At 45.7% G+C, this 15,163-nt stretch carries 14 protein-coding genes; 11 read left to right on the forward strand and 3 right to left on the reverse strand.

Translation table 11 applies throughout. The annotated features are described in order from the left end of the window. The first annotated feature begins 101 nt into the window (after positions 1-101). From pdhA to ACFYU8_RS03030, 5 genes are all read left to right on the forward strand, one after another. Entirely contained in the window at positions 102-1,169 is a 1,068-nt protein-coding gene (gene pdhA / locus ACFYU8_RS03010; RefSeq protein WP_390295957.1) for a pyruvate dehydrogenase (acetyl-transferring) E1 component subunit alpha, read from the forward strand. After that, positions 1,166-2,149: an alpha-ketoacid dehydrogenase subunit beta gene (locus tag ACFYU8_RS03015; protein WP_390295954.1), complete on the forward strand. Its 984-nt coding sequence runs from the start codon at positions 1,166-1,168 to the stop codon at positions 2,147-2,149. Before pdhA ends, ACFYU8_RS03015 begins: the two co-directional genes overlap by 4 nt. Before the next feature lie 17 nt (positions 2,150-2,166). Then, positions 2,167-3,465, forward strand: a complete 1,299-nt coding sequence (locus ACFYU8_RS03020) for a dihydrolipoamide acetyltransferase family protein (RefSeq protein ID WP_390295952.1) — start codon at positions 2,167-2,169, stop codon at positions 3,463-3,465. Further along, positions 3,466-4,911, forward strand: coding sequence for a dihydrolipoyl dehydrogenase (gene lpdA, locus ACFYU8_RS03025; RefSeq protein WP_390295949.1), 1,446 nt, complete (start codon positions 3,466-3,468; stop codon positions 4,909-4,911). It begins immediately after the preceding gene. A gap of 131 nt (positions 4,912-5,042) precedes the next feature. Continuing rightward, positions 5,043-5,393 carry a VOC family protein gene (locus ACFYU8_RS03030; RefSeq protein ID WP_390295947.1) on the forward strand — a complete coding sequence of 117 codons (351 nt, stop codon included), beginning with the start codon at positions 5,043-5,045 and terminating at the stop codon, positions 5,391-5,393. A 124-nt stretch (positions 5,394-5,517) separates the two neighbouring features. On the opposite strand, the gene ACFYU8_RS03035 is transcribed toward ACFYU8_RS03030, so the two are convergent. Then, complete coding sequence (locus ACFYU8_RS03035) at positions 5,518-6,108, reverse strand: NAD(P)H oxidoreductase (RefSeq protein ID WP_390295945.1); 591 nt, start codon at positions 6,106-6,108, stop codon at positions 5,518-5,520. Between the two features lie 239 nt (positions 6,109-6,347). Between ACFYU8_RS03035 and ACFYU8_RS03040 the strand changes: the two genes are divergently transcribed. From ACFYU8_RS03040 to ACFYU8_RS03055, 4 genes are all read left to right on the forward strand, one after another. After that, positions 6,348-6,692, forward strand: coding sequence for a winged helix-turn-helix transcriptional regulator (locus ACFYU8_RS03040; protein ID WP_390295943.1), 345 nt, complete (start codon positions 6,348-6,350; stop codon positions 6,690-6,692). Between the two features lie 30 nt (positions 6,693-6,722). Then, complete coding sequence (locus ACFYU8_RS03045) at positions 6,723-7,706, forward strand: serine hydrolase domain-containing protein (RefSeq protein WP_390295941.1); 984 nt, start codon at positions 6,723-6,725, stop codon at positions 7,704-7,706. Between the two features lie 373 nt (positions 7,707-8,079). Continuing rightward, positions 8,080-8,574 carry a YdhK family protein gene (locus tag ACFYU8_RS03050; protein ID WP_390295939.1) on the forward strand — a complete coding sequence of 165 codons (495 nt, stop codon included), beginning with the start codon at positions 8,080-8,082 and terminating at the stop codon, positions 8,572-8,574. Between the two features lie 370 nt (positions 8,575-8,944). Continuing rightward, on the forward strand, positions 8,945-9,793 hold the full coding sequence (locus ACFYU8_RS03055) for a VOC family protein (protein WP_390295937.1): 849 nt from the start codon (positions 8,945-8,947) through the stop codon (positions 9,791-9,793). Positions 9,794-9,921: 128 nt separating this feature from the next. Here the strand turns inward: ACFYU8_RS03055 and ACFYU8_RS03060 are convergent, their stop codons facing one another. Beyond that, positions 9,922-10,551, reverse strand: coding sequence for a hypothetical protein (locus ACFYU8_RS03060; RefSeq protein ID WP_390295935.1), 630 nt, complete (start codon positions 10,549-10,551; stop codon positions 9,922-9,924). A 284-nt stretch (positions 10,552-10,835) separates the two neighbouring features. Between ACFYU8_RS03060 and ACFYU8_RS03065 the strand changes: the two genes are divergently transcribed. Next, positions 10,836-11,258 (forward strand): MaoC/PaaZ C-terminal domain-containing protein, encoded by a 423-nt coding sequence (locus ACFYU8_RS03065; RefSeq protein ID WP_390295932.1) that lies wholly within the window; start codon positions 10,836-10,838, stop codon positions 11,256-11,258. A 142-nt stretch (positions 11,259-11,400) separates the two neighbouring features. Continuing rightward, on the forward strand, positions 11,401-12,921 hold the full coding sequence (locus ACFYU8_RS03070; protein WP_390295930.1) for a class I adenylate-forming enzyme family protein: 1,521 nt from the start codon (positions 11,401-11,403) through the stop codon (positions 12,919-12,921). Between the two features lie 41 nt (positions 12,922-12,962). On the opposite strand, the gene ACFYU8_RS03075 is transcribed toward ACFYU8_RS03070, so the two are convergent. Then, complete coding sequence (locus tag ACFYU8_RS03075) at positions 12,963-15,047, reverse strand: sigma 54-interacting transcriptional regulator (protein ID WP_390295927.1); 2,085 nt, start codon at positions 15,045-15,047, stop codon at positions 12,963-12,965. Positions 15,048-15,163 lie beyond the last annotated feature (116 nt).

The following is a 15,163-nucleotide window of genomic DNA, read 5'->3' on the forward strand; positions in this document are numbered from 1 at the left end:
ACTTGCTCTTCTATAGGGAGGAAAGCAAATGCAAGACGATCAGATTCACATTATCGAAAGACACCACGGTGTTTTTCATCGAAAAAGAGAGGGATGTTTCCATGTCTTCATTATATCAGGTATTGAGTCCAGCAGGTGAGCTGGTAGGCGATCTCAAGGGGCAAATAGACGAGGCGACGATGATCAAGATGTATGAAAATATGATGCTGGTTCGCCAGTTTGATCGCAAGTCGATTAACTTGCAACGACAAGGCAGAATGGGGACGTACGCACCCTTTGAGGGGCAGGAAGCTTCACAAGTAGGCAGCGCGATGGCATTAACGCCTGGAGATTGGCTTTTCCCAACTTACCGTGACCATGCTGCGGCGATCGTCCATGGTCAATCCATGGCACGCGTGTTCCTTTACTGGATGGGCCACATGGAAGGGAGTATCAGCCCGAAACATTTGAATATCATGCCGCCATGTGTACCGATCGCGACTCAAATGGTCCATGCTGTAGGGACTGCTTGGGCGAGCAAGCTGCAAAACGAAAAGCATGTCAGCATCGCTTACTTTGGTGACGGAGCCAGCTCAGAAGGCGACTTTCATGAGGCATTGAATTTTGCGGGCGTATTTCAAACGCCGACCATTTTCTTCTGTCAAAACAACGGCTTTGCGATCAGCGTTCCGTTTTCACAGCAGTCTGCATCGAAAACGATTGCACAGCGTTCGGCCGCATATGACATCCCTGGAGTTCGGGTCGACGGCAATGATATCTTTGCTGTTTGGCTGACCATGAAAGAATCTATGCAACGTGCGCTCGATGGCAAAGGACCGACGTTGATCGAAGCGGTGACATTCCGCTATGGCGCACACACAACGGCAGATGATCCGAAGAAATACCGGGATCAAGAGAGTTTGTCCGAGGAATGGCGCAAAGAACGCGACCCACTCCAACGGCTGCGTGTGTATCTGGAGAATCAGGGTTTGTGGAATGAATCAAAGGAAGCAGAGCTGAATGCACGGGTAAATGAGCAAATCGACGCAGCTCTTGTCGAAGCAGAGAGCTATCCAAAGTCCAAGCCGGAAGACATGTTCAAGCACGTCTACGCGGAACCATCTTGGATGGCAGCGGAACAAGAAAGCGAGCTCGTCAAGCCATCGAAGCAGGAGGGAATCCCAGCATGAAACGCAAACTGACGATGATTCAAGCAATCACCGAGGCTATGGATCAAAAATTGGCAGATGATTCACGCATTATGCTGCTCGGTGAGGATATTGGCGTGAATGGTGGCGTGTTCCGGGCGACAGAAGATTTGATTCACAAGTACGGTTCAGACCGTGTAGTGGACACGCCGCTTGCTGAGGCGGGTATCATCGGGGCGGCTATCGGTCTTGCCATGAACGGAAAAATTCCTGTGGTCGAGATTCAATTCCTTGCCTTTATTTATCCGGGCTTTGAGCAAATTGTTTCTCATGCTGCACGGATGCGCTATCGGACTCGCGGACAATACCACGTACCGATGGTCATACGTACGCCGTATGGGGCAGGGATTCGCGGTCCTGAGCTTCATTCGGAGAGTGTCGAAACGTTTTTTGCCCATGTTCCGGGCTTAAAGGCTGTGGCACCAAGCACACCTTATGATGCGAAAGGCTTGTTGATTGCAGCAATGGAAGATCCTGATCCAGTCATTTTTTTGGAGCCGACCAAGCTCTATCGCGCATTTAAGCAAGAGGTACCGGAAGAAATGTATCGTGTCCCCATCGGAAAAGCGAAGGTCGTCCAGGAAGGTTCTGATATATCCATTTTTGCTTGGGGGGCTATGCTTCGTGTCGCAGAGGATGCTGCGAAACAGATCGAGCGTGAAAACGGCTTGAGCTGTGAAGTCATTGATCTGCGCACGCTCTATCCATTGGATCGGGATACGATCATTGCCTCGGTCAAAAAGACTGGACGTGCTGTTGTCGTACACGAAGCGCATAAGACAGCTGGCTTGGGTGCAGAGATCATCTCCATAATCAATGATGAAGCATTGATCTACATGAAGGCTCCCGTGAAACGGATTACCGGATTTGACGTGCCCGTCCCGCAATTTAGCATCGAGGATGATTATTTGCCAACGGCTGAACGCGTGAAGGACGGAATTATGGAAACGGCTACGTTTTAAGAGAAGGAGCGAGTCATATGGTTGAGTTCAAGCTTCCTGATGTGGGAGAAGGTATGCATGAAGGAGAAATCGTAAAAGTACTGGTTCGCATGGGTGAATCCGTTCAACAGGATCAGCCACTGCTGGAGGTACAGACAGACAAGGTGAATGCGGAGCTGTCAGCGCCAGTGACTGGTATCATTCGTGAAATTTTTATCTCGGAAGGGGAAACCGTAGAGGTCGGTACTACCCTTCTCGTGATAGATGCAGGTGGGGAAGCAAAGAAGGAAGAGACAAAGCTTCCAGAAAAGGTCGGAACCCCCGACAAGACAGTCCATTTTGCACCGGCACGCGCTGATCACCGACGCTCATTGGCCACGCCATACGTTCGGCAACTGGCGCGGGAAATGAAGCTGGATATTGAGTTGGTCACGGGTACAGGAGCAGCGGGACGTGTGACGGAAGAAGATTTGCGACAATTCGCCAATCGACTGCAAAAATCGGCGCCAGCTAAGTTTCCGACATCGGCTACAGGCAATGAGCGCCTGTTGGAGGCAAGTACAGTGGCGGTTGAGACTGAACAGGTTGTTCAGCCGAAAACAGGAACCGCTATGGTAGCCACCTCGTCGCAGGGAGATATCGAACGGCTACCATTAAAAGGAATCCGGAAAAAGATTGCCGAGCACATGGTGAAATCAGTCACAATCATCCCGCATGTTACTTCTGTCGATGAACTGGAGATGGATCAGCTCCGAGCACTCCGAGAAAAGTTGAAACCGCATGCAGATAAAAGGAATATCAAGCTGACCTTCCTGCCGTTCTTTATTAAGGCGCTGGTTATTGCCCTGAAGGAATTCCCAACGTTGAACGCATCGATTGACGATCATACGAATGAAATCTTGCTCAAGCGCTTTTACCATATCGGTATTGCCACAGATACGCCTGAGGGGTTGATCGTACCAGTCATCAAAGATGCAGACCACAAATCGATTTTTCAACTCGCAGAAGAAATCGATCAACTGGCACGCTTAGCTCGCGAAGGAAAACTGACCTTAGAACATGTTACAGGTGGCACCTTCACCATCAGCAATGTAGGACCAATCGGTGGGCTGCAAGCAACCCCGATCATTAATCATCCGGAAGTGGCCATTATCAGCTTGCACAAAATGGAGAAGCGCTGGGTCGTGCGTGAGGATGAAGGGGTCATACGCTGGATGATGAACCTGTCACTTTCGTTTGATCACCGTCTGATCGATGGAGTGACGGCTGTGCGTTTTACCAACCGGATCAAGGAACTGCTGGAAGATCCGAATCTATTGTTTGCGGAGATGGTATAGATGGTAGTCGGGGAAGTAGCAGTGGAAACAGATGTGGTTGTCATCGGTGGTGGTCCAGGAGGTTATGCAGCTGCTATTCGTCTCGGACAGCTGGGCCAATCGGTCGTTCTGATTGAAAAAGAAGTACTTGGTGGGGTCTGCTTGAATCGAGGATGCATCCCGTCGAAAGCACTGATTCATGCAGCAGGCGAATACCATAAGCTAAGTAGTCTGAATAAGCTCGGAATCCAACTGCCGACAGGGAAAGCGACGTTCCATATGCCGAGCTGGCAGTCGTGGAAGTCTTCTGTTGTTACGCAACTGAACAAAGGGGTCGATTATCTCTGCCAGGCCAACGGGGTTACAGTCGTGAAGGGGACAGCGACATTTCTCTCGAGTGATCGGATTGGTGTCGAGACGGGTGGCGATTTTGAAACGTACAAATTCAAACAGGCGATTATTGCGACAGGATCACGTCCATTCATTCCATCGTTTTTGAAGACAGACGGAGAATATATTCTGGATTCTACTGATATGCTGGCACTGGCTGAAGTACCGGAAACACTGGCCATTATCGGCGGTGGCTATATTGGAATGGAGCTCGGGATGGCGTTCGCTAAGCTTGGATCGCAGGTGACCGTCATTGAGGCTGCCCCGCGCATTTTACCGCAAACAGCCGCCCATCTCTCCCAGGAAGTGCTCAAGCAGGCGAAACAGCTCGGGATGACCGTAAAGATCGCGACAAAAGTAGAGAAGGCAGATGTGGCGGATGGAAGAGTCACGCTCACATTCACTTCGGAAAAAAATGGTTCCGAAAGTATCACCGCACATAAAACGCTCGTCACCATAGGGCGAGTGCCTAACACAGGTGAACTCGGACTTGCTCAGGCGGGAGTAGAAATGGACGAGCGAGGCTATATTCCCGTGACACCGACAGGCAGTACGAATAAGCGGCATATTTATGCCATCGGTGATGTAACACCTGGCCCTGCTTTAGCCCATCGTGCGACAAAGCAAGGGATTGTGGCAGCCGAGGTGATCGCAGGGCTGCCTAGCAGCGTAGATTCTCCGTATGTACCTTATGTGATTTTTACCGAGCCGCAAATAGCTGGTGTGGGGATGACACGAGAAGAGGCAGAGCTTCAAGGGTACAAAGTCAAGGTCGCGACGTTCCCTTATCGAGCGAATGGCAGAGCACTTGCCATGGATGAAGGAGATGGTTTTGCAGAAGTGATTGTGGATCAAGAGAGCCATTTATTGTTGGGAATGCACGTTGTAGGGGCAGATGCATCGAACCTGATCGGGGAGGGTGTGCTGGCACTTGAGCTTGCTGCACGTGTAGAAGATGTAGCGTTAACCATGCATCCGCATCCCACGTTAAGCGAGGTATGGCTGGAGGCTGCTGAAGCAGTGTTAGGTCATGCCATTCATATCGTAAACAAATCAAAAGTGGTTGTAAGTAAATAGGTTTATCGTGAAACCTTAAAGATAAGTGACGGATATTCACGCCAATGATCAGCCTCGGGGACTATCAAGATTAGCACTTGCATGAATGTGCTACGCTTGAATTAATCTCGTGCAAAGGATGTGTGGTCATTATGAAACTGAATCACGTCAATCTTACCGTTACGGATGTTCCAGCTGCTTCTGATTTCTTGGAGAAATACTTTGGTCTGAAAAAGTTAGATACGTCCGAAGATGCCCGTGGGGATAATTTTGGGGTCCTATTTGACGATAATGGCTTGGTGTTTACCTTAATGAAGGGTGCCGAAGTCCAATATCCCAAGACATTTCATATCGGCTTCATTCAGGAGAGCGAAGAGAAAGTCAACGAGATCAATCAACGTTTGAAAAAAGATGGGTACAACGTTGCTCCACCGGTACGGTCACATGGCTGGACGTTTTATGTGAAAGCTCCTGGTGGGTTTACGGTTGAGGTTCTTGCGTAACGCGCGTATACACATAGTCGAAAGCCTTCTTTTCCTAACAAGAAAGGGGGGCTTTCTCTTTCAGAAGGGGGTGGGCGATCACGTTAAGCAACACCCACCTTTGGCTTCAATAGATAGACTTTTATTAAACGTGCAGGCTCTCTTTTTTCCCATAATGGAAGCCCAATTGATAAGCGCGGTCCAACAGCTGCTCGATATGGGCAGGATTTTGCGCCAAGGTGTCATAGAGAAACTCAACCCTCGAATCGTCAATACCGACATAACTGGAGATTCCGACATTGAGATGGTGAGCCATCATTTGGTCATAATTTCTTTTTTGAAAATGATCTTCAAGAGCAGCTGCAAGACCGATCCACAATGCATGCTTATGATGCAGTTTACGTGAGCCATAGGCAAATCCGTTGTTCCAGACGCGATCGATATATCCTTTCAGCATGGCGGGCATACTGAACCACCAGATCGGAAAAATGAGGGCTAGCGCGTCGTGTTTTCTCATGCGCTCCATTTCGATCTCAACCGCTGGAGAATAGCGCTTTTCCCCATTGTTCCAATCCGGCTCATCTTCCTCCCATAAAACAGGGTTAAAACCATTGCGATGCAAATCCAAAACTTCAACCTCATGACCTGCATCTGTTAAGCCTTGAACGAATCGTTCTGCAACGGCAAAGGTCAAGGAATTCGTTCGTGGATGGCTAACAACTGTCAGTACTTTCATTTTCATACACCCTCTATTTCTGTAGTAATTTGTACGCCAAATCCTCCCGCGATCAGTAGGCGATTCGCCATGTTCCTTCCCTCCCGTTTTACAAGTAAGGTGCTGGTATATCCGAATCATGCACCATATAATGGAATGTGAAAAGTACGCACTTTTTTGTGCTTTCGATACCAAAAAGTAACATAGGAACAAAAATGTCCCTGTAAAAATCGTAAGGAATGAGGGAGGATAGCCAATCGATGAGGCCAAAGCTCAAACATACATACCAGATTCCTTCTGAAGCAACGCTAGATGTTTTAGGTGGCAAATGGAAAACCTTGATTTTATGTCAGTTATACTACGGCCCAAAAAGAACGAGCGAATTGAAAAAACAAATGCCGGACATTAGTCGAAAAATTCTGACACAGCAGCTTCGCGAGCTAGAAGAGGACGGAATTGTCATCAGGACCGTGTACAGCCAAGTACCGCCAAAGGTCGAGTATGAATTGAGTGAATTGGGTGAAACGCTCAAGCCAATCATGGATCTCATGTGCGAATGGGGCGAACGTTATATTCGAGGGGAAATACCGGGGAAAGAGACTTAAATGCCAGTTGGTGGAAGGAGGAACAATTACGTGCATTCACCCTTGTTTCCACTTGCAGACCCTGCAAAAACGAGGTTAGATACAGAGGTTTTCAGTGAATTTGACAGAAAGATCAGAAAAGAAAAGGTCGTCAGCTGTCTCATCATTCAAGACGGTTATCTCGCATACGAATATCATAAAAACAAGAAACAAGCGCAAAAACTTCAAAAGATCAATTCTTGCACCAAAAGCTTTATCTCGGTTCTTATCGGAATCGCATTGGAACAAGGACTGATTGCTGATTTAGATACTCCTATCTACTCCTATTTTCCCTATTTAGAGCAAAAAACGGTCGATCCCGTAAAACGCACCATTACGCTGTTTCACTTGCTGTCGATGACCTCCGGTTTTGATTGGCCAGAGTTCGGTGAGTGGCAATCATTTCCCCGGATGCTTTACAGTTCAGACTGGGTGCGTTTTGTGCTGGAGCGCCCATTAATCGATCAGCCAGGAGAGAAAATGAACTACAATTCCGGTTGCTCTCATTTATTGTCTGCCATCCTGCAAAAGGCAAGCGGGATGAGTACCTATGATTTTGCCAAAAAGCATCTTTTCCAGCCCTTAAATATTCAAGATTCGTACTGGTATGCAGACGGACAGGGGATTCATAACGGGGGAGACGGATTACGCCTTACTTCGCGTGATATGGCAAAGCTAGGATTACTCTATCTCCAAGGCGGTCAATGGCAAGAAAAGCAGATCGTTCCGGAAGCATGGGTTCAAAAATCGATTCAGCCAAAATTTCGGACATACGAGAGGATTGGGTCTTACGGCTTGCATTGGTGGAGTGACAGGATCGATCCAAGCCAGGATTGGACAGAGGACAACTTCTATTATTTTGCCCTTGGCTTTGGGGGGCAGTACATACTGATTGTTCCTTCGAAAAAGATGATTGTTGTATTTAGCAGTGAGCTGTACGACCATTCTTTGTGGCCGCTTGCTTTATTCAGAAAGTACATACTTGCACCGGAATAGAACGAAAACCAGTTCAGGACACGAGCAGGTCCATAGAACTGGTTTCTTTTTACATGAAACATTTTACTTGGACGGTTCGTCTTTATGGACAAGAGTTTTACTGGCATGGAATTGCTGGCGATACAGCATCCAAACTCCCATGATAAGAATGGCTAGCAGAAGGAAGATGTTGCTGTACACAGATGCTGCCGGATTTGTTACCAGCGGAAGCAATTCTATGCTCTGTTTTTACAGTTGATTGAAAACAAGGATTTGTCAATCCCGTCCAAGGATGCATTCAAGTAAAGCAACAAGCAGGACCTGAAGTGGATAAGTAAGGTCTTGTGTACCCATAATACCATTGACAGACAACAAAGAATTCGGGGTGTTTAGAATGAAAAAATGGAAACTGCTATCGCTCACGCTGATTACCGCGATGGGGTTAAGTGCATGTGGCGGTGCTGCTGCACCGGATGTGCTGGAGCAAGTAGAGGTTGTACCGAAGCCTACGTTTACAGTAGGGAGTGAAGTCGTCTTGAAAGCAAGTCATCAACCGGGGATGCAAGGGGCGAAGGCAAAAATTGTGGGGGCTTACGCCACGACGGCCTATTCAGTGACCTATACGCCTACTACGGGTGAGTCTGCTGTGAAGGGGTATAAATGGATCATTCAAGAAGAAATCAAGAACCATATCAAGCAACCGTATAATCCGGGAACAGAAGTCGTCTTGAAGGCCGATCATGTGAAAGGGATGCTCGATGCATCAGGCAAACTTGATACGGCAAATACAACGACTGTTTATATGATCGATTACACTCCCACGACAGGGGGAGGAGAAGTGAAGAACTACAAATGGGTGACGGAAGATGAGATATCGCCTGTAAAGTGATCAAAAAGACGTACCACCGTGGCTTCCTCTGTAACCAAGAGGAGGCCTACTCTTCGTTCGGCAATCCCTAACACGGGAAAAAACTCCATGACCAACCCTGAAACCATGTCACCTCGTCAAAACTCTCGATATTGCAGAAATTGTGGAGAAAGCGATCTAAAAGGGAACATCGAAAAAGAGCGGTATATCGCTCTTTTTTTGTTTGGCAAGGATTTTTAGTGACAATCGGCACGTAATACATTATAGTAAGCTTATTACTAATAGTAAGTTAATGAATCGCAAATTAATAACTGTATAGAGACGGTCTTTTATGGTCAGCTTGACAGTAGTCAGAAGAACGCCATTTGATAAAACGAGGAGGAACACGGTCATGAATTTTCATCAAAGTCCCAATACGTTTGTCCGACAAGTTAATCTGAAGGTGCAAAGCCTGGATCGCTCCCTGGCTTATTATCAGGAGGTGATCGGATTCAAAATCTTGAACCAATCTGCCACAAAGGCGGAATTGACTGCTGACGGCAAAACCGCGTTGCTTTCCATCGAACAACTCGATGAAGCATTAACGAAGCAAAATCATACGACAGGGTTGTATCATTTTGCGCTTTTACTGCCAAAACGCTCTGATTTGGCTAGCGTTGTGCGACACTTTTCTGCGTTGAATTTGCGCATCGGGTCTTCGGATCATCTTGTAAGTGAAGCCTTATACTTATCGGACCCAGATGGAAATGGAATTGAAATATATGCTGATCGTGATTCTGGTAGGTGGAGCTGGCATGGAAGCACCGTAGACATGGCATCAGATCCATTGAATTTTACAGATTTGTTGTCCAGCGGGGAACAGACCGCGTGGAAGGGGCTGCCTGCTGGTACCATTATGGGACATATTCATCTGCATGTATCGAAGCTAAATGAAGCTGAACATTTTTATACCAAAGGACTTGGCTTTGAGGTAGTGAACCGATATGGAGCACAGGCACTGTTCATTTCCACTGGAAAGTACCATCATCATATCGGGTTGAACACGTGGGCGGGTGTCGGTGCTCCACCGCCACATCCTAAGAGCCCAGGACTTGAATCGTTTGTCATGATGTTCCCGAATGAGGAAGCGAGAAATCGTGTAATCACTCAGTTAAGAGAAATCGGTGCATCTGTTCAGGAGGAGAGCGGTCATTTTGTAACAGAGGATCCTTCTGGCAATCGGATTCAGCTGCACATGTAATTGGAATACGCAGGAGAGATTCATTTCGAATGACGAAAACGACCTGTGGGTTGCATGAATGGTTTTCCATCGTGCTACCTACAGGTCGTTTATTCATCTCATTTCGTAACAGATTGTATCCGTTATGATTAGTACTTTCTTGTAAGAATTCGAGAATGCTCTCCATCTACAGTGATTTCCCAGCCTCTTGGGATTTCATAAGCAAAGGCTGGCGAAGGATGCTTGATCGCTTCAATGCTGGACTCAGTAGGGATACTGGTGATATTTACGATATGTTTTTCAAAGAGATTTAGATTTACCACGACCCAGCCATATGGTACAGGCTGACCGGTACCGACCCATTTATTCTCCAGCTCTTGAGGTTGGTACCGTTTTTTATTCTCATTTCTGATATCTATATAAGCCTGTCTCTTGCTGTTATAGCCTCGTCCTATTTCTACCCAACCAGAAGGGATGTTAAAGCTGTAGCTTCTTTCCACTTGCCCATAATTAGCGCCAATAATATATTTCGCTATTTCATATCCAAGCTGTCCTCCACGATGGGGCTCTTTTTCAATCGAAATCCATCCATTCGGAAAGAACGTATCGTATGCCACTACTAACGTATCACCGTACCGCCAGTTTCCTTCAAAGATATTTTTTTGTGGACGGACGATAGAATCTTTTCCTTTTCCTACCGCATCAGCTGCTTGAGTCGGGACGATCAGGAATGATGATGCCAAGACGAGAATAGCCAAACTTCTTACCATTTTTTTCATAGCTTTATTCCTCCATATGAATACAAAAAATAAAATGAATTTCAATAAGTATGATAAATTCAAAACAAAACTGAAAATTCCTTCTTTTTATGGGAATAATTTCTTGAAATGTAGTGGTCGAGGGAAACTAAGATAGTGTTTAGTGTCATTGTTTACAACCTGTAAAGTATCATTAACAACATTTTGTTAATGGCGCGTGACAGGTTTTTGTGTTGTCGGCCTATTTATGTCTTTTCTACGTTGGCATAATGCTTGCGTATATGTGAATGAAGAGGTGATCAATCATGAAATTCGATGAGATTTCTATCGGACAAATGCTCGTAACTAAGTCATATAAAATGAACAAGGAAGAGATCATAGCGTTTGCATCGGTATACGATCCACAGTACATGCACATTGATGAGGAAAAGGCAAAGAAAAGCCGGTTCAAAGGGATCATTGCATCGGGACTGCATACCGTCAATATCTCCTTTAAGCTATGGGTGGAAACGGGGGTTTTCGGTGACGATGTCATAGCGGGTACAGGCATTCACAATCTAAAATTTCTCAGACCGGTATATCCCGAAGATGTTTTGTACGTCACAGCTACAGTCATCGAGAAAAAGGAAAGAAGGGAGGCAGGGGAAGTTACAGTTTTGCTTGCTACTTTCAAAAATGAGGGGGAGCAAGTCTTGGAAGCAGAAATGTCAGCATTAATAGCCAAGTAGTGTTGCAGCATGAAAGAGTATGGAATTGTTAGCACTCAAAAATCATACGCGCTCATATGACTTCCTTGAAGGGATTGCCGCTTTTACGGAAAAAAGAACGCCTATTTTTAAAGGTTGTTAATCAGAAGGAGGGCAAAGCGTAATGAATATCGTAAAAATGTTAGAGGTGAACGCCGCTCGACATCCGTGGAAAGAAGCGATCATTTATCAGGAAAGACAGTATACGTATGATGAATTTAATGGGATCGTCAACCAACTCGCGCATGGGTTGATAGCCAGAGGGGTTGCCAAGGGCGACAAGGTAGCTCTGATGATGAAGAATTCGGATTACTTTGCGATCGCTTATTACGCTTGCGCAAAAATTGGAGCGGTACTTGTTCCGATGAATTTTCGTCTATTGGCGAAGGAATTGAACTATATCATCACGCAGTCCGACTCGAAGCACATTATCTCAGATACCGAATTTGAAGAAGTTATTCTGCAAGCAATCTCTCATCAAGTACCGATCCAAAACCTCGTTTCCGTTCCTCAGGCGAAGAACGACGCCTTTACATCCATCTCTGAAACATTATCAGAAAATAAAGACAATATAGAGGTGGAGCTGACAGGGACGGATGATTTGCATATCTTGTACACGTCAGGGACAACTGGTTTTCCAAAGGGCGCTGTCTTTGATCATGATCGCGTAAAAGACGTTGCCTTACAATTTATTTTAACGTTAGGCTATCATTCCGAAGAGCGAATGATGAATTTTGCCCCGCTCTTTCACTGTGCGCAGCTTACCATTGGGTTGATCAGTGGTTTGTATGTCGGTGGTTTGTCGGTCATTTATCGCGATTTTAAACCGAGAGAGATATTAGCTGACATCGGCAAATACAAAATCACGACCTTTCTAGCCGTTCCTACCATGCACCTCGCTTTTCTGCAAATTCCAAAACAGGATGATTTTGATTTTTCCACCATGGAAAAATACACGTATGGCTCCGCGCCAATGTCTGAACACGTTGTAAGAAAATGCATGGAGTATTTTGGTTCTCATCAATTTTATAGTTTATGTGGTCAGACAGAGGGCGGTCCAAACGGTATCCTATTATATCCAAAAGACCACGAGACGCACGCTGGTATGGCAGGAAAAGAATCATCTGCGTTTACATTATTTGATATCGTCAATGCCGATGGACATTCTACAAAACCAGGCGAGGTAGGGGAGTTTATCGTCAAAGGTCCAACGGTGATGAAAGAATACTATAATAACCCACAGGCAACAGCGGAAACGATTCGTGATGGTTGGTTATACACAGGTGACTTGGCCGTGAGAGACGAAGAAAACTACGTCAAATTAGTAGATCGCAAAAAGGATATGATCATCTCAGGTGGCGAAAATGTTTATTCCGTTGAAGTGGAAAACGTATTGGGGATGCACCCTGGTATTGCGGAAGCAGCGGTAATTGGCACGCCGGACCCCACGTGGGGGGAGCTGGTAACTGCGGTCGTAGTAGCAAAAGCGGGTGAAATAGTAAATGCGCAAGCCATTATCGATTATGCTAAGCAGCACGTAGCTGGGTATAAAGTTCCGCGAAAAGTGATTTTTGTCGAGAGTTTACCGAGAAATGCTTCTGGTAAACTCCTGAAATACCAGTTGAGAGAAAAAGTAAATGCCTAAAAGAAAAGGCGGTTGACCCCAATATAGGTCAGCCGCACTTCTTATTCGAGCTGATACTTCTTCATTTTTGCGTATAGCCAAGGTCTACTGATCCCGAGAAGCTGGCTCGCTTTTGATTTATTTCCTTTCGCCTCCTTGAGAGCCGTGATGATCATTTCTTTCTCCGTCGACAGAATCTTGTCCTTATAGGTTGAGGGAATCTGCTGGGGCAGTGCTTTTTCTTCCGTCTCGTGCTGGAATGTAGGGAGATCATCAGCATCGATGTAGTCACCCGTTTTTATGTTGGCAGCTCTTTCCAGAACATTGTGGAGCTCTCTCACATTTCCTGACCAGGTATGCCTCATCAGCTTCGTCAACGCAGAATGGGTGACGCCTTTCACGTAAAATCCACTTTGATTGAGGCGATTGGTAATGGATTGTATGATGTCGGGTAAATCTTCTATTCTTTCTCGTAAAGGGGGAATGTTTAACCGCATAATATGTAATCGATAGTATAAATCCGCTCTGAACTTCCCAGCGGCGATTAATTGTTCAAGATTTTGGTTGGTGGCAGCAATGATTTTTGTATGTAAATGAATTGTCATACCACTGCCAATGGGCTGAAATTCTTTCTCCTGCAACACGCGCAATATTTTGGTTTGCAAGGGCAGAGACATATCTCCGATTTCATCTAAAAACAGCGTTCCGTTTTGCGCGAGTTCAAACTTTCCTTTCATTCCGCCTTTTTTCGCTCCGGTAAACGCTCCATCTGCATATCCGAAGAATTCAGATTCAAGCAATTCAGAGGGAATCGCAGCACAATTCACTTGAACAAAAGCCCCCCTTTGTCCAGAAGCTGCATGGATTCCTTGAGCAAAGAGCTCTTTGCCCGTTCCACTTTCACCGACAATCAACACCGTAGACATGCTCTTCGCAGCTAATGTCGCCTCATGCTTGACTTTGCGGATCGCCTCTGATTCTCCGGCTATATCAAATAAGGTGTATTTGGTTCCTTTCATTTTATTGATCTCGTTTTGATAGTCGGAGACTTGTTTTTCCAGCTTTTTCACTTTCGTTAATGCTTCATGCAAATGGGGTAAGCCACGGTACGTTATTTTACAAATCGCGCTAATCGTTTCCTCTTTTTCCTTAATGGGCAAGATGGAAATGAGCGATTGTTGTCCGGCAATGATTTGTGGTGTATTGAGAATGCTGATCCCGCTCTGAATGACGTTTTCAATAGCAAGCTCCGGAAACAGCTCAGTTGTGGAACGCTGTAATAGATCCTTGCTATCCAGGCCAAACAAATCGGTGAAGCCTTTATTCACCATGGTAATTTCGGCTTTTTTATTGACGAGAATGATCCCATCATAGGCGAACTCGATAACCGACCTAAGTTTTTGTTCCCATTCTTTTGTTAGCTGCAATTCATTGATAGTCTGTTCAATTTGCGTAACATCCTCCAAAATAACCATCGCGCCAACCAGTTCATCATGGCTGTGTAGCGGATAACAATGTACGTACAGATTTAAATCGTTCAATGTGATTTGTTTCTTTGCTACCTTGGCGCGTTCTTGTACAATCTCCTCGATTAGCTCTCGGATCACATGCAATTCCGGATGATCACGAAAAGCATTCAGTTGATTTTCGTTGGTGTTTAGCAGTTGGTGGGCTAATGAATTCGAAGCGTTGATCTGGAAGCTCGTATCAATCGATAGTAAGCCAAAGTTCAGATTATGAAAAAGGAGTGCTAGCTGCGATTCGAATTGACTGAGGACAATATTATAGGAGCGCAGTAGTTGTTCGGTGGAGATGACCCCAATCGGAACCATTTCTTCGTTCACTACTGGCGCATGTCCAACCTTATGCTTCAACAGGTACTGTCTGGTGAATTCAATCGTAGCGTTTGGGGATAAATAGATCGGATTCGGATGGTAGTATTCGGCGATGGTGGTATCAAAGGCTGGCTGTGTGGTTAGGATTTTGAATATTTTGTTTTTCGTGATGATACCGATCAAACGATTGGACTCATCGATGACTGGAAGCATATTGGAATGGGTTCTGGTAAACAGGGGTAGCACATCATGGAGTGTGTCATGCTTGGAACAGCAAACAAAATTCTTGGTCATAATATCAGTGGCGAGCATACGATCCCCCCTTATTAACGGCATTATAGCAAACGAAAATGGATGCGTTAACACTTTTTTGATAAGTTTTTTTACACTTTACACTTTTCTGTAAATAATCAATAACAGTTCGCAAA

This window comes from Brevibacillus sp. NPDC003359 (genome assembly GCF_042878995.1).
GTDB lineage: Bacteria > Bacillota > Bacilli > Brevibacillales > Brevibacillaceae > Brevibacillus.